The 21000-nt window shown below is 68.9% G+C and carries 14 protein-coding genes and 1 pseudogene; 5 read left to right on the top strand and 10 right to left on the bottom strand.

The features are described 5' to 3' along the window. Positions 1-26: 26 nt before the first annotated feature. On the bottom strand, positions 27-716 hold the full coding sequence (locus tag AVAK2825_RS17105; protein ID WP_284401052.1) for a response regulator: 690 nt from the start codon (positions 714-716) through the stop codon (positions 27-29). A 213-nt stretch (positions 717-929) separates the two neighbouring features. Here AVAK2825_RS17105 and AVAK2825_RS17100 point away from each other — a divergent pair, with 213 nt between their 5' ends. The 4 genes from AVAK2825_RS17100 (at position 930) to AVAK2825_RS17085 (ending at position 7455) form a co-directional block, all read left to right on the top strand. Next, a complete protein-coding gene (locus AVAK2825_RS17100; protein WP_284401050.1) occupies positions 930-2384 on the top strand; it encodes an efflux transporter outer membrane subunit in 1455 nt (484 codons plus the stop codon). 25 nt (positions 2385-2409) lie between these two features. Further along, positions 2410-3228 (top strand): MipA/OmpV family protein, encoded by an 819-nt coding sequence (locus AVAK2825_RS17095; RefSeq protein ID WP_284401048.1) that lies wholly within the window; start codon positions 2410-2412, stop codon positions 3226-3228. A gap of 76 nt (positions 3229-3304) precedes the next feature. Then, complete coding sequence (locus AVAK2825_RS17090; RefSeq protein ID WP_284401046.1) at positions 3305-4366, top strand: efflux RND transporter periplasmic adaptor subunit; 1062 nt, start codon at positions 3305-3307, stop codon at positions 4364-4366. Further along, the gene (locus tag AVAK2825_RS17085; RefSeq protein WP_284401045.1) at positions 4363-7455 is read left to right on the top strand and encodes an efflux RND transporter permease subunit; all 3093 of its coding nucleotides are present in this window, start codon (positions 4363-4365) and stop codon (positions 7453-7455) included. Before AVAK2825_RS17090 ends, AVAK2825_RS17085 begins: the two co-directional genes overlap by 4 nt. A 37-nt stretch (positions 7456-7492) precedes the next feature. Here AVAK2825_RS17085 and AVAK2825_RS17080 read toward each other — a convergent pair whose 3' ends face one another. Genes AVAK2825_RS17080 through AVAK2825_RS17070 form a run of 3 tightly spaced genes read right to left on the bottom strand, consistent with a single transcriptional unit; the run spans position 7493 to position 10572 of the window. Continuing rightward, positions 7493-9277 (bottom strand): M14 family metallopeptidase, encoded by a 1785-nt coding sequence (locus AVAK2825_RS17080; RefSeq protein WP_284401044.1) that lies wholly within the window; start codon positions 9275-9277, stop codon positions 7493-7495. A gap of 57 nt (positions 9278-9334) precedes the next feature. After that, positions 9335-10018, bottom strand: a complete 684-nt coding sequence (locus AVAK2825_RS17075) for a hypothetical protein (RefSeq protein WP_284401043.1) — start codon at positions 10016-10018, stop codon at positions 9335-9337. Beyond that, complete coding sequence (locus AVAK2825_RS17070; RefSeq protein WP_272568865.1) at positions 10015-10572, bottom strand: pesticin C-terminus-like muramidase; 558 nt, start codon at positions 10570-10572, stop codon at positions 10015-10017. The genes AVAK2825_RS17075 and AVAK2825_RS17070 overlap by 4 nt, the downstream gene beginning before the upstream one ends. Positions 10573-10814: 242 nt before the next feature. Between AVAK2825_RS17070 and AVAK2825_RS17065 the strand changes: the two are divergent. Continuing rightward, positions 10815-14520: pseudogene (locus AVAK2825_RS17065) on the top strand (hydantoinase B/oxoprolinase family protein). Positions 14521-14764: 244 nt separating this feature from the next. On the opposite strand, the gene mnhG reads toward AVAK2825_RS17065, so the two are convergent. The 6 genes from mnhG to AVAK2825_RS17035 are packed head-to-tail and all read right to left on the bottom strand — an operon-like array spanning position 14765 to position 20945. Next, positions 14765-15136 carry a monovalent cation/H(+) antiporter subunit G gene (gene mnhG, locus AVAK2825_RS17060; protein WP_284401042.1) on the bottom strand — a complete coding sequence of 124 codons (372 nt, stop codon included), beginning with the start codon at positions 15134-15136 and terminating at the stop codon, positions 14765-14767. Further along, complete coding sequence (locus AVAK2825_RS17055; protein ID WP_272568870.1) at positions 15133-15417, bottom strand: K+/H+ antiporter subunit F; 285 nt, start codon at positions 15415-15417, stop codon at positions 15133-15135. Before AVAK2825_RS17055 ends, mnhG begins: the two co-directional genes overlap by 4 nt. Beyond that, positions 15414-15908, bottom strand: coding sequence for a Na+/H+ antiporter subunit E (locus AVAK2825_RS17050; RefSeq protein ID WP_284401041.1), 495 nt, complete (start codon positions 15906-15908; stop codon positions 15414-15416). The genes AVAK2825_RS17055 and AVAK2825_RS17050 overlap by 4 nt, the downstream gene beginning before the upstream one ends. Beyond that, positions 15905-17587, bottom strand: a complete 1683-nt coding sequence (locus tag AVAK2825_RS17045) for a monovalent cation/H+ antiporter subunit D (RefSeq protein ID WP_284401122.1) — start codon at positions 17585-17587, stop codon at positions 15905-15907. The genes AVAK2825_RS17050 and AVAK2825_RS17045 overlap by 4 nt, the downstream gene beginning before the upstream one ends. 32 nt (positions 17588-17619) lie before the next feature. After that, on the bottom strand, positions 17620-17985 hold the full coding sequence (locus AVAK2825_RS17040) for a Na+/H+ antiporter subunit C (RefSeq protein WP_272568874.1): 366 nt from the start codon (positions 17983-17985) through the stop codon (positions 17620-17622). After that, the gene (locus AVAK2825_RS17035; RefSeq protein WP_284401040.1) at positions 17985-20945 is read right to left on the bottom strand and encodes a monovalent cation/H+ antiporter subunit A; all 2961 of its coding nucleotides are present in this window, start codon (positions 20943-20945) and stop codon (positions 17985-17987) included. Before AVAK2825_RS17035 ends, AVAK2825_RS17040 begins: the two co-directional genes overlap by 1 nt. Positions 20946-21000: the final 55 nt, after the last annotated feature.

Here is a 21000-nt window from a genome sequence, read left to right as displayed (position 1 = left end):
CCGGGGGCGTGGGGTAAACAGGCCTTTCATTGGAAGCGGTAGCCCACGGCCCGCACCGTGACCAGCACCCCGGTGATGCCGCGCTGCTCCAGCTTGCGGCGCAGGTTGTGGATGTGCGCATCGACCACGCGCTCCAGCGCATCGCTCTCGGGCAGGCACGCTTCCAGCAGCTCGCTGCGGGTGAAGGCCTTGAACGGCGTGCGCAGCAACGACGCCAGCAGGTTGAATTCGGTGGGTGTCAGGTCGAGCGCGACGGGTTGGCCATCGGCGTCGCTCACGGCCGCCACGAAGGCACTGGTGTCCACCGTGAGGCGGCCATGTTTGAGCGCGCCCTCGGGCGAGCGGGCCGCACCAGTGCGGCGCATCACCGCATACACGCGCGCCACCACCTCCTTCGGGCTGTAGGGCTTGACGACGTAATCGTCCGCGCCGTAGCGCAGCGCCCCCAGCTTTTCCGGCTCGTCGCCGATGGCGCTCACCATGATGACGGGCGTATCGCCCGCACGCCGGATGGCGGAGAGCACTTCGGTGCCGCCCAGCTTGGGAAGCATCACATCCAGCAGGACCAGATCCGGTTTCCACTGGGCATGCCAGGTGACGGCCTGCTCGCCGTCGTTCGCCACGGCCACCAGGAACCCCTCCCGTTTCAAGTAGGCCTCCAGCACGCTGGCGCTGTCGGGATCGTCCTCAACCACCAACACTCGTTTTTGATTCATGGGTTTCGTGCGCCTTCGAAGCACTTGGCAAAACGCGCCGGGCACCGGTGCCCGGCTTTGCCGTGCGAATCGTACTGCCAGCCGCCCGCCACGCGGTCGAATGCGAGCGGCCATTTTTTTTGCGCGCGTCTTGATGAAATCTTGAAGATTCCCGAAAGCAATCTTGATCCCGCCTGGGGACACTGCCCGCCGAGTTGCCACCCACCCATCGACATGATTTCATCACCCGCACACCCCGTCCGCAGTGGCCTCTCGCTGGCATGCGCCACCTTGGCCTTGCTGGTCGGCGGGTGCTCGTTGACCCCGCCTTTCGAGCGACCCGTTCCCCGGGTTCCGGCGACCTTCATCGCGGACCCGACCGGGCGCGGCATGGCTTCCGAAGCGGCGACGGCCGAACTCTCGCAGGACGAGCGCCGGTTTCTTCAAGCGTTCTCGCCTGCACAGGACCTCGCGCCGATGGTGGCCCGCGCGCTGGCCCACAACGCGGATTTCCGTCTGGCTGCGCTGAAGGTCGAGCAGGCCCGCTCGCAGTATGGGATCGAAGACTCGGCGCGCCTGCCGCAGGTCGGACTCCATGTGCAGCGCGACCGGCAACGGTTCGGCAGCGATGCGCTGCAGGCCCGGTACGGACAGGATCAGGCCTATGCCAGTGTGGGAATTTCCGATTTCGAGATCGATTTCTTCGGCAAGATGAAGGCGCTGTCCGAAGCCGCCCGGCAACGGTACCTGGCATCGGCGCACGGGCAGCAGGCGGCGCGGGGCGCCTTGATCGCCGAGGTGCTGCGGGCCTACAGCCAGAAGCTGGCGGCGGCCCAGGCAGCGGGGCAGATGGCCTCCATCGACAGCGACAGCGCCGCGCTCCTGTCCATCGCCCAACGCCAGCACGAGGTCGGCGCGATCTCGGCGGACGAACTCGATGCCCAGCGCACGCAGGCCGACCGAATCCACGTGCGTGCGCTGCAGGCCGCCGACGACGACGCGGCGGCCCTGCGGGCCCTGCAACTGCTCACCGGCTACAGCACCGGCCGTGCCGAGGGCGATATCGATTGCCTGCTCCCTCGGGACGCCCCGGTGGCGGCGCTGCGCAACCTGGACTCCCAGGTGCTGCTGCAGCGGCCCGACATCCAGCAGGCCGAGGCCGAACTGCGCGCAGGCAATGCAGACATCGGCGCTGCGCGGGCGGCCTTTTTTCCGTCCATTCGCCTCAGCACGTCGGTGGGCGTGGCCAGCGACAGCCTGAGCGGCCTTTTCAATGCCGGCAGCCGCATGTGGACCTTCACGCCGCAACTGGTGTTGCCGATCTTCGACCACGGCCGCAACAGCGCGGGCCTGCAACTGGCCGAAGTGCGCCAACGGGCCGGCATCGCCGAATACGAAAAGGCGGTCCAGTCCGCTTTCCGCGAAGTCGCCGATGCCCTGGACAGGCAGGCCACGCTGGCCGCTTCGGAAACGCATGCGCGGGACAACGCCATGCGCGAGCGCGCGCGGATTCAGCGCTTGGCGGCCCGCACCGCCCAGGGCCTGCAAAACCGCAGCACCTTGCTGTCCGAACGGGTGCGGGCAAGCCAGTCCGAACTCGACCACCTGGGCATTGCCCGCGACCTCGTGCTGAACCGGATCGCGCTCTTCAGCGCGTTCTACGGCGTTCGGCTTCCGTCTTCCCTTTGACTCGACCACACCTCGCGAACCCATCATGAAACCAACCGCTCTCCGCCTCGCTCCCTGCCTGCTGGCGTCCGTTTTCGTGGCGATGCCCCACGCCGGGCATGCTCAAACGCTCGCGGGCTGGGGCTCCCGCCTGCTCGGGGACACGACCGATTTCAGCATCGGCGCCGCGGCGAGGGTGACCCCCCGCTATCCGGGGTCCGACGACCACCGCGTGGAGATTCTTCCGGTGCTGTCTGTCCAGCGAGGCATCTTCTTTGCCGATACCAGCCGCGGCATCGGCCTGCAATGGCAGTCCGAAAGCGGTTTCTATGCATCGCAATCGGTGTTCTACGACTTCGGCCGCGTGCAGCGCAACAGTCCCTTGCGCCCTGGCTCCAGAAAGCTGGCGGGCCTGGGCGACGTGCCGGACTCGGTCACCACCCGCACCTTGCTCATGCAGCAGTTCACTCCCGATTTCTCGGTCAGCGCCGAAGCGGAATTCGCCCTGGAAAGCGGTTCGCGCCGCAACCGGTACCGACTGGGGGCCGAATACAACCTGCTGAAAACCTCGGCCGATACCGTCTCGCTCAGTGCCGACGTCCATGCGGGTGACCGGCGATACAACCAGGCCTATTTCGGCGTCACGCCGCAGCAGGCTTCGCGCACGCGCTTCGCCGCATTCAACGCCGGCTCCGGTGTGTACGGATATGCCATCGGCGCGAGCTGGAGCCACGCCCTGGCCCCGCACTGGACCACTTCCCTGCAGGTGTCCGCCTTGCGGTATGTCGACAACGCGGAGCACAGTCCGCTGGTTGTGCGCCGCACCTCCGTCACCGGCGGTGCCGCAGTGACCTACACCTACTGACGCATCGATGAATAGGGAGGCCACTGCCGTGAAATCCGTTCCTTGTCTTTTTCTCCTCCTTTGCGGATGGGCCTCCATGCTGTTGCTGACTGGCTGCGACGGGCAGGCCGCCCCTGCCGACACGGTCCCCCGGGCCGTCAAACTGGAAACCGTGGGGGCGGCCGCATCGGTCGAAACCCGGTTCACCGCCGTGGTCCGCCAGGAGCAGCGCGCCCAACTGGGGTTCGAGGGCGGCGGCCGCATTGCCGAGGTCCGCGTGGACGTCGGCGATCGCGTGCGCAAGGACCAGCTCCTGGCCCGCCTCGATCCGCAGCCGGCGCGGCTGAAGTGGGAGCAGGCCGACGCCAGCGTCCAGGCCGCCGTGGCGGATCTGGACGAGCGCAAAAGCCAGCTGCGCCAGCAGCAGGCCCTGTTCGAGGATGGGGCCCTTTCCTCCGCGGCATTGATCACCAGCCGGACCGCGTTCGAGGCCGCCCAGTCCAAGGTGCGCGCGGCGGAATCCGACCGCGCCCTGGCCCGGCGCGCCTTGCGGCAGGCGGACATCCGCGCGCCGTTTGCGGGCACCGTGGTCGCGCGTTTGCTGCAACCGCAGTCGGATGCCGCGCCGGGGCAGGCCGTCCTGCAGCTCGATGGCGAGGGCCGTGCGCAGGTGCTGACCATGCTGCCGGCCGATGTGGGTGCCGGCCTGGCCCCGGGTGCCTCGGCGACGGCCTACCGCAGCGGGGAGGGTGACCGTCCGTTCGCACTGCGGCTTCGCAGCGTGTCGGCCCAGGTCGAAGGCGGCGCGACCGTGCAGGCGATTTTCGACCTGCCCGAACAGGAGCGGCTCCCGCGCAGCGGTGAAAGCCTGATGCTGGCGTTGCCCTCCGCGCCGGCCGGTCTGACCATTCCATTGACCGCGGTGGTTCCCGCCGCAGAAAAGGACAAGGCCGCTGTCTTCGTCCACGACGCGCTGACGGGGCATGTGCAGCGCCGCGAAGTGGTGCTGGGCCCTTTGGAGGGCACCCGCTTTCCTGTGCTTCGGGGGCTGGCCCCGGGCGAGCGCATCGTCAGCACGGGCGCCGCCTTCCTGGTCAATGGACAGGCGGTCGCTCTGTTTCGTCCTGAAACCCGCCTGGTTGCCGGTGTGCCGCGATGAACCTCACCCGTGCAGCCCTTTCCTCCAGCCGCCTGACGCTGTTCGCCGCGCTGTTCATTCTGGTCGCTGGCATCGTCGCTTTCTTGGATTTTCCCTCGCAAGAAGAGCCCTCGGTCACGGTGCGCGATGCCCTTGTCTCCGTGGCTTTCCCTGGCATGCCCAGCGAGCAGGTCGAGAACCTGCTGGCCCGTCCGACCGAAGAGCGCCTGCGCGAGATTGCCGGCATCAAGAAGATCGTCACGACGGTGCGCCCGGGCAGCGCGATCATCCAGTTGACGGCCTACGACGATGTCAAGGATCTCGGTGCCCTGTGGCAACGGGTGCGTGCCAAGGGTCTCGAAGCCGGCACCGCCTTGCCGACGGGCGCGCTGGGCCCCTTCGTGGACGACGACTTCGGCCGCGTCTCGGTCGCCTTGATCGCCATCGTGGCCCCGGGCTTCAGCATGGGCGAGATGCGCGGCCCGCTGCGGCGCATGCGCGAGCAGCTCTATGCCTTGCCAGGGGTCGAGCGGGTGACACTGCACGGCTTGCAGGAAGAGCGCGTGTATGTCGATTTCGACCGGGGCCGCCTTCTCCAGGCGGGCCTGACGCCGGCCGCGGTGATCGCGCAGCTGCGCGCTCAGAACATCGTGGCGCCTGGCGGGCAGATCGCAGTCTCCGGTCTGGCGATGACCGTGGCCGTCTCCGGCGAATTGCGCACCCTCGATGACCTGCGCCAGTTCCTGGTGTCGGTCCCGGCCGGCAGCGGCCCTCGGGAGGTGCCGCTGTCCCAACTCGCCCAGGTGCAGGTCATGCCCGTTGATCCACCGGAGAGCGCCGCCATCTACCAGGGGCAACCCGCGGTGGTGGTGGCGGTGTCGATGGCCCCCGGCAGGAACATTGCCGCGTTCGGGAAGGCGCTGCGCCAGAAGCTCGACGAGACCGCCACCTTGCTGCCTGCGGGCTTCGAGCAGCACATCGTGACCTTCCAGGCCGACGTGGTCGAGCGGGAAATGGACAAGATGCACCACGTCATGGGCGAGACGGTGGCCATCGTCATGGCGGTCGTCATGCTGTTCCTGGGCTGGCGCACCGGCCTGATCGTGGGCGCCATCGTGCCGCTGACCATTCTCGGCGCGCTGGTGGCGATGCGCGCGCTCGGCGTGGAACTGCAGACGGTCTTGATCGCCGCGATCATCCTCGCGCTCGGCCTGCTGGTGGACAACGGCATCGTCATCGCGGAGGACATCGAGCGCCGGCTCGGCATCGGCGAGGACCGCCGGACCGCCTGCATCGCCGCCGGCCGCACGCTGGCACTGCCGCTGCTCACGTCGTCGCTGGTGATCGTGCTGGCGTTCTCGCCGTTCTTCCTGGGCCAGACCAGCACCAACGAATACCTGCGGTCGCTCGCGATCGTGCTGGCGACGACGCTGCTGGGCTCGTGGCTGCTCAGCCTCACCGTCACCCCCTTGCTGTGTCTGTATTTCGCGCGGGCGCATGCGGCCGACGCATCGGGGGGCGCGGCCTACGATTCCGCGTTCTACCGGGGCTATCGCCGGGCCATCGAAAGCCTGCTCGCGCACAAGCCCTGGTTCGTCGGGGCGATGCTGGCGCTGCTGGCCGGCGCCATCGCAGTCCTCGTCAGCATTCCGTACGACTTCCTGCCGAAATCGGACCGCCTGCAGTTCCAGATGCCGGTCAACCTGCAGCCCGGCAGCGATTCCCGCCAGACGCTGCGGACCGTGCAGGCGATCAGCCAGTGGTTCGCCGACAAGACGGCGAACCCGGAAGTGGTGGACAGCATCGGCTACGTCGCTGATGGCGGGCCCCGCATCGTGCTGGGCCTGGCGCCGCCGCTGCCTGCGGCGGGCATGGCCTACTTCACGGTCAGCGTTCGGGCGGGCACCGACATCGACGCGGTCATCGCCCGCACCCGCGCCCATCTTCGCGCGCAGCATCCCGAAGCGCGTGCCGAACCCAAGCGCTTTTCGATGGGATCGACCGAGGCGGGCGTGGCGATCTACCGCGTGATCGGGCCGGACGAGACCGTGCTGCGGGGAGCTGCCGAGGCGATCGCCCAGGCCCTGCGCGCTTTGCCCGGTACCGAGGATGTCTACGACGACTGGAATGCGCGGATTCCCCGCTACCAGGTGCGCGTCGACCCACTGAAGGCGCGCCGCGCCGGCGTGACCAGCGAGGGCATCGCCCAGGCGCTGCAGATGCGGTACAGCGGCACGGACGTGTCGATGGTTCGCGACGATGGCGTCAACGTGCTGATCGTGCTGCGCGGCGATGCGGGCGAGCGCGCCGGGCACGGCGATCCGGGCGACACCCTGGTGTCTGCGCAGGGCGGCGGATCGCCCGTGCCGCTGGCTTCGGTAGCCACCGTCGTGAGCGGCACCGAGCCGTCCGCCATCGTGCGCCGCAACCTGAGCCGTGCCATCACCGTGACCGGACAGAACCCCGGCCTGACCGCCACCGAGATCGTCAACCGCCTTGCCGGCCCCGTGGCGGCGATCCGGTTGCCGCCCGGCTACCGCATCGAGTTGGGGGGCGAGATCGAGGACTCGCGGGAAGCCAACGGCGCCTTGCTGAAGTATTTTCCGCACGCGCTGGGCGCCATCCTGCTGTTGTTCGTCTGGCAGTTCAACTCGTTTCGCAAGCTGTTCATCGTGATGGCGAGCGTGCCGTTCGTGTTGATCGGCGCAGCGCTGGCGCTGCTCGTCACGGGGTATCCCTTCGGCTTCATGGCGACATTCGGGCTGCTGGCGCTGGCGGGCATCATCGTCAACAACGCGGTGCTGCTGCTCGAGCGCATCGAGGAAGAGCTGCGCGAGGGCCTGGAGCGCCGCGAAGCGGTGGTGGCCGCGGCCATCAAGCGGCTGCGGCCGATCGTGATGACCAAGCTCACCTGCATCGTCGGGCTGGTTCCGCTGATGCTGTTCGCCGGCCCTTTGTGGACGGGCATGGCCATCACCATGATCGGCGGCCTGGCGCTGGGCACGCTGGTGACGCTGGGGCTGATTCCCGTTCTCTACGATCTGCTCTTTTCCTTGCGCATCGGCCGCGATGGTGGCGGTTCATCGCGTGGGCCGGGAGCCGCTTCGTGAGGGCCGAGCGTGCGGGCTTGCCCGGCCGTCCTGCCGGTCAGCCGCGTGCGGAAAGAATGGCCTGCCACGCGTCCACCGCGGCCAGCACGGCGGCCTTTTGCACGCCGTGCGCGAAGCGGAAGGCATCGCCCGACACCGTCTCGTCGGGGAACTCGGTGATGAGCGTGACGGGCGCACCGCGCGGGTTCTCGGACTGCGTGCAGGCCGTGCCATGGATCACCTCGAACGGCAATGCGCCCGCGTGGCGTTCGTACAGCGCCATCTGGCGGGCGTTGTACTCGGGCAGACCGGGAACGGCCTGCAGCGCGGCGGCCACCCGCTCCAGCAGCGCGCGGCCTTCGGCCTGCCAGCCCGGGTGGTGGCGCAGGATCAGAAAGAACCCCTTGGGTACCGTCCACAGGCCGAAGCCGCGCGGCACATAGCCGGACAGCGGCCGGGTCCACTCGTGCGCGGGGTAGCCGTGCAGGTTGATGTGCAATTGCGCGCCGGAAAGGGCCAGGGCCTGTTCGCGGGCTTCGCGTTCGTACAGCGGCGCGGTCTCGCGGTATTCGATGTCGTCGCCCAGCGCGCTGTAGCGCGCGGCATGCTGCATGTGGTGGGGGTGGTGCGCGCCCAGTTCGCGGTGCAGCGCATAGCCGTCGGGGTTCTCCAGCGCGATGAGGGCGAAGTGCGCGCCGGGCCGCGCATGCAGCGCCTCGGCCGCGCGCAGGGCCCCCACGACGCCGGAGGTTTCGTTGGCGTGCTGGCCGCCGCTCAGCAGGACCGGGGCGTCGGTGCCGGTGCGGTACAGACCCAGCACCTCGCGCCCCTGGCGGCTGCGGGCAGAAAAGCGCTGGCCGCCCAGTTGCTCCATGGCTTGCGCGATGCGCTCGGGCGGCGGGGCCTGGCCCATGTCGTCCAGGGCCTGCCCGGCCGTGGTGTCCGCCCAGGCGCCGGCGTCCTGTGCGGCCACGTCGAAGGCGCGCAGCACGATGCGCAGGCGCGGCGGGCCGTCGTGTTGGCGGATGTCGGGCACGATCTGCCCGGGCTGCAGCCGGCGGTCGCCCGCCGGGCGGCCGGAGTGCTGCTGAAAGAACTCGAGCAGCGAAAAATACAGGTCTTCGTGCAAGGCCTCGTGCAGGCTCATGCATTCGTGCGGCGTGGACAGCGGCTGCTCGAAGCCCGGCAGGTCAACGCGGATGTCCAGCCGTTCGAAGTAGGGCTCCTGCGCGGGCCAGGCGTGCTCCCGCAGCGTGTGCATGGCGTGCGCGAAGAGGTCTTCGAAGTCGGTGGATTCGGCCGCATCCAGGTTGCCGCCCGGCGCGCCGGACGCGTCCACGCGCAGCCAGCCCGTGGGCGACAGCAGCGGGTCCGGGCCGGTGGGGTCTTCGTGCACCCGGTTGGGTGCGAAGACCCGATCGGCCGTTTCGCGGCCATCGCGAAAGCGCAGCGCCACGCCATAGTGCAGGTCGTCGGCCCCGGGTTCGAACCGCAGGTCGCACCCGGCCAGCAGGTCGGCCAGCGGATAGGCCTCCAGCAGAAAACGCCCGGGCGAGCCCGTGGCTGGCACCGGGTAGCGCACCGTGGCGGCGGCCAGTTGGGCGGCATCGACCTCTTCCAGAAAGTAGTGCACCAGCGGCTTGTAGGCACTGCGAAAGCGCGCCACCACGCCTACCGCCGCGAGGCGCTGCTCGGCCGCGCGCCGCGCGGCCACGCCCTCGAACAGCCAGCCTTCGATGCGGGCGCCGCGAAATGCGGGTTGGCCGAAACGCTCCACCCAGGCGGACAGGGTGCGGGGAAAGGTCTGGTCCAGCAAGGGACGGTGGGGGGCGAAAGAGGCCATGCGATTCGGTACCTGCGGTGCCCCGGCGATGGGGCTAAAGGAAAGGACCGCCCATTGTCATCGGGGCGAAGCCGCCGCGGTGTACAGGCCGGACGCCGCACGGGGCGGATGCACGACGATGTTGCTGTACCCGCGGTAGGTGCCGTTCTTGAGCTCGTCCGTCACCCAGACGATCCATTCGGGCTGGCGGCCCTTGCCGTGGTCGATGGTGCCCACGACCTCCAGGCGGAAGAACTGCTCCGGGGTTTCCACCTGGACGGCGCTGCCTTCGGACTGTGGCGTGCCGGGCAGCAGCGTCTGGAGCGTGTGCTTCTTGCCATCGGCGCGATTGCGCAGCGACGAGGGGAACGACCGCAGGTCCAGTTTTTCGTACAGGGTTTTGCCCTGCTTGCCGGAGGCGGCGGCCTTCTGCGCGACGAAGGGCTTGCCGGCGATCACGCGGATGCTGTCGCACAGCCGGTATTCGCTGCGGATCTCGAAGTTGCGGGTCGACTCGACCGGTTGGCTCTTCGACAGCAGGTCCGAATATTCGAGGCAGTTCTTGGCCCACGCGCCGTTGTCGAACGCGAGCGGCGTGCGCTCCGCCGTGAGCGACGCCTTGAGGTTCTGCAGCGCCGAAAGCAGTTCCGGGTTGGTGACATGCACCACGCCGACCGCGTGGTCGGCGGCAGGCGTGGCATTGGTTGCATGCAGGGCACCGGAGACCATCACGGCGGTGGCCAGGGCGATCCATTGTTTCATTTGACTTTCTCCAGCAGGGCGGCTTCCTTGCCGCGGCGGGTGGGGTACACGTCCCCGAAGTTCTTGAGCAGCTTGACCGCTTCGGTCCAGTCCTGTTCGGTGACGGCCTTCCAGAACTTCGGCGTGGCGGCATCCAGGTTGACGCCGTACTGGAACGAGACCGACGCGATGACTGTCTGCGCTTCCGCCGGCAGGTCGATGAAGTTCTTCTTGGCGGCCGTGGCCGAGTCGTACTTCAGCTTCACGCTGGCGATGTGGCTGGCCTTGGTGGCCTTGTCGATGGATTCGGCCTCGGCGGCGGTGATCGTCAGCGGGGTCTTCTCGATCAGCGTCTTGGCGTCGGTGCCCTTGGTGCCGAGGTAGGGTTTGAGCTTGGTGACCAGGCCGCTGGCCAGGCCCAGGTTCTTCAGATCGCTTTCGGAGCGCTGGCCCAGGTCGAACCCGGTTGCGATGGTCACGCCGCTCTTGCTCACGTTGGCCGCCGGCACGTAGCCGGTGGTCAGCGAGCCGCCCTCCAGGGCGCTCAGGAAGGCATAGTCGATTTGTTCTGGCATGTCTGGTGGATGAAGGGGATAGGTGGCTGCCGCACTCGTTGGAATGGGCCGGTTCGTTGAGGGGGCGGGGCGCCGAAAATCGCCCACGCAATGAATGCAAGCGGGCCGCAGCGTCGTGCCGCGGGCCGAAGATATCATCGAAAAAGGTCGGCAAATCGTGGATGTTCTCCTGGCTCGCAGGTGATGCCTGCGTCAATGTTGTCCAAACATTTCATTCGTAACAGGCTGAGGAAAACATCGACATGGCAACACAACTGTGGCAGTTCTGGGTGGACCGTGGCGGCACCTTCACCGACGTGGTGGGCCGCAGGCCCGACGGCACCCTGGTCACGCACAAGCTGCTGTCCGAAAACCCCGGGCACTATCGCGATGCCGCGGTGGCCGGCATCCGCCATCTGCTGGGCCTGGCGCCCGGCGCGCCCGTGTCGCCCACGCAGGTGGAGTGCGTGAAGATGGGCACCACCGTGGCCACCAACGCGCTGCTGGAGCGCAAGGGCGAGCCCACGCTGCTGGTGACCACGCGGGGCTTTCGCGATGCGCTGCGCATCGCCTACCAGAACCGCCCCCGCCTGTTCGACCGCCGCATCGTGCTGCCCGAGCTGCTGTACAGCCGCGTGATCGAGGCGCAGGAGCGCGTGGGTGCCCATGGCGAGGTCGAGCAGGCGCTGGACGAGGCCCACCTGCGCGAGCGCCTGTGGGCCGCCCACGACGCGGGCCTGCGCAGCGTGGCCATCGTGTTCATGCACGGCTACCGCTACACCGCGCACGAGCAGGCGGCGGCGCGGCTCGCGCGCGAGGCGGGCTTCACGCAGGTGAGCACCTCGCACGGCACCAGCCCGCTGATGAAGTTCGTGAGCCGGGGCGACACCACGGTGGTCGATGCCTACCTGTCGCCCATCCTGCGCCGCTACGTGGAGCAGGTGGCGGCCGAGATGCCGGGCGTGCCGCTGTACTTCATGCAGTCGTCGGGCGGGCTCACCGATGCGCACCGTTTCCAGGGCAAGGACGCGATCCTCTCCGGCCCGGCCGGCGGGATCGTGGGGATGGCGCGCACGGCGGAACTGGCCTTCGCGGGCCAGGCGCGCGGGGCCGGCGGGGCCGCAGGCCCAGGCCCAGGCGATTCGGTGCGCGTGATCGGCTTCGACATGGGCGGCACCTCCACCGACGTGAGCCACTACGCGGGCGAGTTCGAGCGCGAATTCGAAACCCAGGTGGCGGGCGTGCGCATGCGCGCGCCGATGATGAGCATCCACACCGTGGCCGCCGGCGGCGGCTCGCTGCTGGAATACGACGGTGCGCGCTTTCGCGTGGGCCCACAGAGCGCGGGCGCCAACCCGGGGCCGGCCAGCTACCGCCGGGGCGGGCCGCTGGCCGTGACCGATGCCAACGTGATGGTGGGCAAGATCCAGCCCGCGCACTTTCCGCACGTGTTCGGCCACGGCGGCGACGAGCCGCTCGATGCGGGCGTGGTGCAGGCCCGCTTCGACGACCTTGGGGCGCAGGCCGGCCGTCCCGCGCACGACGTGGCGCACGGCTTCATCCAGATCGCGGTGCAGCAGATGGCCAATGCCATCAAGAAGATCTCGGTCGCACGGGGCTACGACGTCACGCGCTACACCCTGCAGTGCTTCGGCGGCGCGGGCGGGCAGCATGCCTGCCTGGTGGCCGATGCGCTGGGCATGCAGCGCGTGTTCGTGCACCCGCTGGCCGGCGTGCTGTCGGCCTACGGCATGGGCCTGGCCGACCAGAACCTGATCCGCGAGCAGGCGGTGGAGGCGCGCCTGTCGTCCGAGGCCCTGGGCGGCATCGCCCACACGCTGGATGCGCTGGCCCAGGCGGCCCGGGCCGAGATGGCACAGCAGCAGCAAGGCGGTGCGCCGGTGTCGGTGCGCCGCCGGGTGCATGTGCGGTACGAGGGCTCGGATGCGGCGCTGGTCGTGCCCGTCGGCGAGGTGCCGGAGGTGGCGGCCATCACGGCGGGGTTCGAGGCCGCCTACCGCCAGCGCTTCGCCTTTCTCATGCGGGGCCGGGCGCTGATCGTGGAGGCGGTCTCGGTCGAGGCGGTGGTGGCCGGCGACGCGCCGGTCGAACCGATGCAGGCCCTGCACCCGCCGCGCGAGGCGCCGCGCCGTGGCACCGTGCGCATGTACACCGTGGGCGTGGACGGCGTGCCCGCGTGGCACGACGCGGCCTTGGTGGTGCGCGAGGACCTGCGCCCCGGCGACGTGATCGCCGGCCCGGCCATCATTGCCGAAAAGAACGCCACCACCGTGGTGGAGCCGGGCTGGCAGGCCGCGCTGACGGCCCTCGACCACCTGGTGATCGACCGCACCATCGCGCGCAGCGTGCGGCATGCGCTGGGCACCACGGTGGACCCGGTGCTGCTGGAGGTGTTCAACAACCTCTTCATGAACATCGCCGAACAGATGGGCCTGCAGCTGCAGAACACCGCGCACTCGGTGAACATCAAGGAGCGCCTCGACTTCAGCTGCGCGCTGTTCGACGCCCAGGGCCACCTGATCGCCAACGCGCCGCACATGCCGGTGCACCTGGGCTCGATGGGCGAGAGCATCAAAGCGGTCATCCCACCGCAATGCCGGGCGCATGCAGCCGGGCGACGTGTACGTGCTGAACGACCCCTACCACGGCGGCACGCACCTGCCGGACATCACCGTCATCACGCCCGTGTACCTGGCCGAAGAGGCCGAACCCACGTTCTACGTCGGAAGCCGCGGCCACCATGCCGACGTGGGCGGCACCACCCCCGGCTCGATGCCGCCGTTTTCCACGCGCATCGAGGAAGAGGGCGTGCAGATCGACAACGTCAAGCTGGTGGAGCGCGGCGTGCTGCGTGAGGCCGAAATGGTGGCCCTGCTGCAAAGCGGCGAATACCCCAGCCGCAACCCGCAGCAGAACCTGGCCGACCTGAAGGCGCAGATCGCCGCCAACGAAAAGGGCGTGCAGGAGTTGCGCCGCATGGTGCAGCAGTTCGGCCTGCCCGTGGTGCAGGCCTATATGGGCCATGTGCAGGACAACGCCGAGGAGTCGGTGCGCCGGGCCATCACCCGCCTGGCCGCCCGGCTCCAGGACGGCGCCTTCACCCTGCCGCTGGACAACGGCGCGCAGATCCAGGTCGCGGTGCGCGTGGACGCCGCCGCCCGCAGCGCGGTGATCGACTTCACCGGCACCTCGGCGCAGCAGGCGAACAACTTCAACGCGCCCACGGCAGTGTGCATGGCCGCGGTGCTGTACGTGTTCCGCTCGCTGGTGGACGACGACATTCCGCTGAACGCCGGCTGCCTCAAGCCGCTGCAGGTCATCATCCCGCCCGGCTCCATGCTCAACCCCCTGCCGCCGGCGTCCGTGGTGGCGGGCAACGTGGAAACCTCCACCTGCATCACCAATGCGCTGCTGGGCGCGTTGGGCGTGTCGGCGGGCAGCCAGTGCACGATGAACAATTTCACCTTCGGCAACGACCGCCACCAGTACTACGAGACCATCTCGGGCGGCAGCGGCGCCGGTGGGGTGTTCGGCGACGACGGGGACTGCGTGGACGGTTTCGACGGCACGAACGTGGTGCAGACGCACATGACCAACTCGCGCCTGACCGATCCGGAGATCCTGGAGTTCCGCTTTCCGGTGCGGCTGGAGAGCTATGCCATCCGCGCCGATTCGGGTGGAGCAGGGCGCTGGAAGGGCGGCAACGGCGGCGTGCGCCGGGTGCGGTTTCTCGAACCCATGACGGCCGGCATCCTGTCGAACGGACGCCGCCACGGCGCCTTCGGCATGGCGGGCGGCCAGCCGGGGCAGCCGGGCATCAACCGGGTGGTGCGTGCGGACGGCCGGGTGGAGGTGCTGGAGCACATCGGCCAGGCGCAGATGGAGCCGGGCGATGTGTTCGAGGTGCACACGCCGGGGGGCGGCGGCTTCGGCGGGGCGGGTTCTTGATTCGAGCGGAAAAGGCCGCCAGCGCATATTCCACTAGGGCATCATGCTATTGAATTGGTAGCGTTCGGCTGTGTCCAGCCACCGATGCCGCTCGTCCGGTACGGACCGTTCGGCATGTGGTCAAACAGGCCGTAGCGGCATATTCTTCTATGGCATATTGCTATAAATTTGGTAGCAAATGCGTCGAAGAAGGCGCCGAGAAACACATCGAGAAAAGCGCCGAGAAGATGCGCCGACGCTCGCCTCAGGAGTCGCGGTCGGTGCTCTCGTGCAAGCGGCTCAGGCTGGGCGGCACGTTCTGGCCGGCCCGGCGCGCGCGGAACAGGGCGGCGCGCATCAGGAAAATGTTGGTCACCGGCACGGTGACCGCCACGAACAGGCCGATGAGCAGCGCGTGCAGCGCCAGCCCGGCGCCCTGGACCGAAAAGTACAGCAGCGTGGCCAGCACGATGCACCAGCACCCGAGCGTGGCGATCACGGACGGCGCGTGCACCCGCTCGAAGTAGGTCGGCAGGCGCAGCAGTCCGAGCGATCCCAGCAGGGCGATCCCGCACCCGGCCAGCACCAGGGCCGCGATGGCGATCTCGGCCCACAGGGGCAGGGTGGTGGCGGTCATTCGATCACCTCGCCGCGCAGCAGGAACTTGGCCATCGCCGTGGAGCTGGCAAAGCCCAGCAGCGCGATCAGCATCGCTGCCTCGAAGTAGTTCGTGCTGCCGTAGTAGATGCCCAGCACCAGCATGCACAGCATGCCGTTCAGGTACATGCAGTCCAGGGCCAGCACCCGGTCCTGCGCCGACGGGCCCTTGAGCATGCGCACCAGGGCGCAGGACATCGCCAGCACCAGCAGGAAGACGGCGACCGGCAGCGCGATGGACAGGATGGAACCGTTGGTCATGATTCGAAAATCTCCATCAGGGGGCGCTCGTAGCGCGTTTTGACGTGATCGATGGCGGCCTGCTTGTCGTCCAGCTCCAGCACGTGCAGCATCAGCACCGAACGGTCCAGCGAGAGTTCGGCCCACGACGTGCCGGGGGTGATGCACACGATCATCGCCAGCACCGCCAGGGCGTTCGGGTCGCGCATCTCCAGTGGAATCTGCACGAAGCCCGGCGGGTGCGGCCGGTGGCCCGATGGCGTCGCCAGAAAGCGCAGCAGTCGCAGGTTGGACACCACGCTGTCGGCGATGACGGACGCCACCAGCCGCAGCACGGTGCCGGGCCGGCGGATGCGCACCGGCAGGGGCCGCAGGCCACGCGTGAGTACCGGGATGGCGATGGCCACGCACGCCGCCAGCACGAGCTGCCCGGCGCTCACCGAGCGGTTGAGCATGAGCCACATCACGAACAGCGCCACGGACAGCAGCGGGGCCGGGAACAGGCGCTTCATGGCGTCTCCTTCGCGGGCGGCTGCGCCGGCGTGACCGGCCCGGGCACGGGCCGCGCCGACATCACCGCGCGGATGTAGCTGGACGGGGTGTGCAGCGCGTTGGCGGTGGCCTGCGTGAACCGCATCACCGCGCCGGCGTACAGCGTGAGGCCGATGCACCCGGCCAGCAGCAGCGCGATCGGCAGGCCTTCCAGCACGCGCAGCTGGGGCGGGCGGCGGTCGTGCGTGGTCCAGAAATAGCGGATGCCGGTGCGGGTGAGGGCGATCAGCGCGAACAGGCCGGTGACGATCATCAGCGCCAGCAGCACCCATCCCGGCGTGCCGGGCTGGTAGCCGGACGACGAACCCAGGCCCAGCGGGTTCAGCAGCGCCGTCAGCATGGCGAACTTGCCCACGAAGCCCGACAGCGGCGGCAGCCCGGCGATCACCAGCGTGCACAGCAGGTAGGCCAGGCCCAGGAAGGCGGCGGCGGCGGGAATGACCCGGCCGATCAGCACGGTCTCGTCCTCGTCGAGGTTCAGGCCCGCGGCGGGCACCAGCTCGGCCGTGAGAAAGGGCGCGTCGTCGTGCCGCTCGTGCGGCGCGAGCGTGGCGCCGTCGTTGCGCCAGCGGTCGATCAGGTCGCCGAGCAGGAACATCGCGCTGATCGCCAGCGTGGAGCTGGGCAGGTAGTACAGCAGCCCGGCGGTCAGCACGTTCTGCCCGAAACCGGCCGCCGCCAGCAGCGTGCCGGACGAAAGAATGGCCGCGTAGCCCGCCAGGTGCGTGAGCCGCTGCGAGCCCAGCATGCCGATGCCGCCGAAGGCCATGGTGATCATGCCGCCGCCGATCAGCCACAGGCTGCCGAACAGCGCGGAGGCGCCGGCCTCGCTGCTGAACATGAGCGTCCACAGCCGCAGGATGGTGTACACGCCCACCTTGGTCATCAGCGCGAACAGCGCGCCGGCCGGCGCGGTGGCGGCGCTGTAGGCCGGCACCAGCCAGAAGTTGAGCGGCCACATCGCGGCCTTGATGAGGAAGGCCGTGGCCAGGATGGCGGCCGCCGCGTGAAGCAGGCCGCGGTCCGCCGCCGCCACCTTGGGAATGCTCTGCGCCAGATCGGCCATGTTCAGCGTGCCGGTGATGCCGTACAGCATCGACACGCCGATGAGGAACAGCGACGACGCAGCCAGGTTGATCGCGATGTAGTGCAGCCCGGCCTGCACGCGCGTGCGGCCCGAGCCGTGCAGCAGCAGCCCGTAGGAGGCGGCCAGCATGATCTCGAAGAACACGAACAGGTTGAACAGGTCGGCGGTGAGGAACGCGCCCGCCAGCCCCATCAGCTGGAACTGGAACAGCGGGTGGTAGTGCACCCCGGCGCGGTGCCAGCGCGCGGCCGCGAAGACGATGGAGCACATCGCGATGGCACTGGTCAGCGCCAGCATCATGGCCGAGAGCCGGTCCAGCGCCAGCACGATGCCGAACGGCGCGGGCCAGTTGCCCGGCAGGTACACGCCCATGGTGGTGGGCACGGTGGCCTGGGCCGTCCACAGCAGCAGCGCCGTGGCCACCAGCAGGCCGAGGAACGTGGATGCGATGTTCAGGCCCAGCTTGAGCCGCTGGCGCTCTTCGCGCAGCAGCAGCATCAGCGCGGCGGTGAGCAGCGGCAGCACGATGGGCACCAGCATCAGGTGCGGCATCCATGCGGAAAGGGCGTGCGCGAGGGCCGGGGTCACGGCATCTCCTGCACGTCGTGCGAGCGCGTGCCGTCCACATGGTCGGTGCCCGACATGCCGCGCGATGCCAGCAGCACCACGAGGAACAGCGCCGTCATGGCGAAGCCGATCACGATGGCGGTCAGCACCAGCGCCTGCGGCATGGGGTCGGCATAGTGCAGCAGGTCCTTGGGAACACCTTCCACCAGCACGGGCTCCTTGTTGATGGCCAAGCCCAGGCGGCCCATGCTGAAGATGAACAGGTTGACGGCATACGACAGCAGGGCCAGGCCCATGATGACCTGGAAGGTCCGTGGGCGCAGCAGCAGCCACACGCCGGAGCCGGTGAGCACGCCGATGGCAATGGCGAGAACGATTTCCATCAGCGGGCTCCTCCTTCGGGGGCGGTGGTGTCGGGGCTGGCCGCCAGCTCGGCCTCGCGCTCCTCGGCCAGGCGCGCGTGGTAGCGGTGGCCGCGCACCGATTGGTGGGCAATGGCGGTGAGGATCAGCAGCGTCGAGCCGACGACCAGGGTGAACACGCCGATGTCGAAGAACAGCGCGCTGGCGATGTGGATCTCGCCGATCACTGGCAGCTGCAGGTGCGCGGTGTGGCTGGTCAGGAACGGGTAGCCCAGCGCGATGGCGCCCAGTCCGGTGCCCAGGGCGAACAGCAACCCCATGCCGATCCAGCGGCGCGGGTACAGCGGCAGATGCGCCTCGACCCAGTGCGTGCCCGAGATGATGTATTGCAGCAGCAGCCCCACGGACAGCACCAGCCCGGCCACAAAGCCGCCGCCCGGCTCGTTGTGGCCGCGCATGAACATGTAGAACGACACCAGGGCCGTGAACGGCAGCAGCAGCCGCACCAGCACGGCGGGCACCATCAGGTAGCCGATGGCGGTGTCGGTCGCATTGCGCGGATTGAGCAGGTCGGTCTGCAGATCGGCCGGCATGTTGCGCTGCTGCTCGGGCAGGTCCATGGTCTCGCGCGCGGGGCGGAAGCGGCGCAGCAGCGCATACACCGTCAGGGCGACGATGCCCAGCACCACGATCTCGCCGAAGGTGTCGAAGCCGCGGAAGTCCACCAGCATCACGTTGACCACGTTGGTGCCGCCGCCCTCGGTCTGCGCGCGCTCCAGGAAGAAGGTGGAGGTGCTCTCGGGGAACGGCCGGCTCATCATGGTGAAGGCCAGCCAGGCCATGCCGCCGCCGGCGGCCAGCGCCACCGCCATGTCGCGCAGCCGGCGCGCGCGCACGATGCCCGGGTGGGTGGTGTCCACGCCGCGCAGCCGCTCGTCGCGCCGGGGCAGCCAGCGCAAGCCCAGCAGCACGAGCACGGTGGTGACGATCTCCACCACGATCTGCGTGAGCGCCAGGTCGGGCGCCGAGAACCACAAAAAGGTGATGCAGGTGCACAGGCCCGCGCCGCCCATGAGCGTCAGCGCCGCCAGCCGGTGGTACTTGGCCTGCCAAGCGGCGGCCACCGCGCAGATCGAGCCCAGCGTCCACAGCACGACGAAGGCCGGCGACAGGGGCAGGGTGCCGCGGTCGCCGAGCTGCAGTCCCTGCGTCCACAGCGGCAGGGCCGCGCCGGCCAGGGCCGCCAGCACCAGCCACAGCATCTGCCACTGCAGCCGCGGCGTGGCCATCAGCCGCCGGCCGTTGTGCCCGCACAGCGTGAGCCAGGTGAGGGCGATCTCGAACAGGCGCCGTCCGCTCACGCGGTAGATGAGCGGGGGCGCATCCACCTTGCCGGCGGCACGCTGGCGGCGCAGCAGAAGGTACAGCGCGGTGCCGCCGCCCAGGGCGACCAGGCTCATCACGAAGGGGGTATTGAAACCGTGCCAGATGGCCAGGCTGAACTCGGGTAATGGGCCGCCGACCACCGGCCGCGCCGCCGCGTCCAGATATTGGCCCACCGACCACGCGGGAAAGATGCCGACCACCAGGCAGGCCAGCACCAGCAGTTCCACCGGCACGCGCATCCAGTGCGGCGGCTCGTGCGGCTGGCGCGGCAGGTCTTGCGCGCGCGGGCCCCAGAACACGTCCACGATGAACCGCAGCGAATAGGCCACGCTGAACACGCCGGCCAGCGTGGCGGCGACGGGCAGCACGGTCGCCACCAGCGGCGAGGCGTCGAGGAACACCGTCTCGGCGAAGAACATTTCCTTGGACAGAAAGCCGTTGAGCAGCGGCACGCCCGCCATGGAGGCGCTGGCCACCATCGCCAGGGTGGCCGTCACCGGCATCATGGTGCGCAGCCCGGACAGGCGCCGGATGTCGCGCGTGCCGCTTTCATGGTCCACGATGCCTGCCGCCATGAAGAGCGAGGCCTTGAAGGTGGCGTGGTTCATGATGTGGAACACCGCTGCCACCGCCGCCAGTGGGCTGTTGAGCCCCAGCAGCAGCGTGATCAGGCCCAGGTGCGAGATCGTGGAATACGCCAGCAGCCCCTTGAGGTCGTTCTGGAACATGGCCGCATAGCCGCCCACCAGCAGCGTGCACACGCCCGCGCCGCCCACCAGCCAGAACCAGGGCTCGGTGCCGCCCATCACGGGCCACATGCGCGCCAGCAGGAAGACGCCCGCCTTGACCATCGTGGCCGAGTGCAGGTAGGCCGACACGGGCGTCGGCGCGGCCATGGCGTTGGGCAGCCAGAAGTGGAAGGGAAACTGCGCGCTCTTGGTCAGCGCACCCAGCAGCACCAGCACCAGGGCCGTCAGGTACCACGGGTGGTTGCGGATCTGCTCGCCGGCGGCCAGCACATGGTCGAGGTCGTAGCTGCCCACGATGTGCCCGATCACCAGCATGCCGGCCAGCATGCACAGCCCGCCCGTGCCTGTCACCGTGAGCGCCATGCGAGCGCCCCGGCGCGCGTCCTGGCGGTGGTACCAGTAGCCGATCAGCAGGAAGGAGAACAGGCTGGTGAGTTCCCAGAAGAAGGCCAGCTGGATGATGTTGCCCGACAGCACCACGCCGGCCATCGCCCCCATGAACGCCAGGAAGAACGAGAAGAAGCGCGGCACCGGATCGGCCGGCGACATGTAGTAGCGCGCATACAGCACCACCAGCGAGCCGATGCCCAGGATCAGCATGCAGAACATCCAGGCGAATCCGTCCATGCGGATCACCAGGTTCAGCCCCAGCGCGGGCAGCCAGGGGATTTCCTGGCGCAGCACCCCGCCCGCGGCGATCTCCGGAAAGTACAGCGCGGCCTGCACCGCACAGAACAGCGCGATCGCACCGGCGAGCGTGGATTCGGTGTTGCGCGCGTTCGACGGCAGCACCGCCGCCAGCAGGCTGCCGATGAAGGGGAGGAGGACGAGGAGGATCAGGGGCATGCCCGGACGATTCTACGGGCATGCCTTGCCGGACATGCTATGAATACCCTAGCAG

The organism is Acidovorax sp. SUPP2825, from assembly GCF_030158995.1.
Lineage (GTDB): Bacteria > Pseudomonadota > Gammaproteobacteria > Burkholderiales > Burkholderiaceae_C > Paracidovorax.
This window is presented reverse-complemented; position numbering and strand designations above follow the sequence as displayed.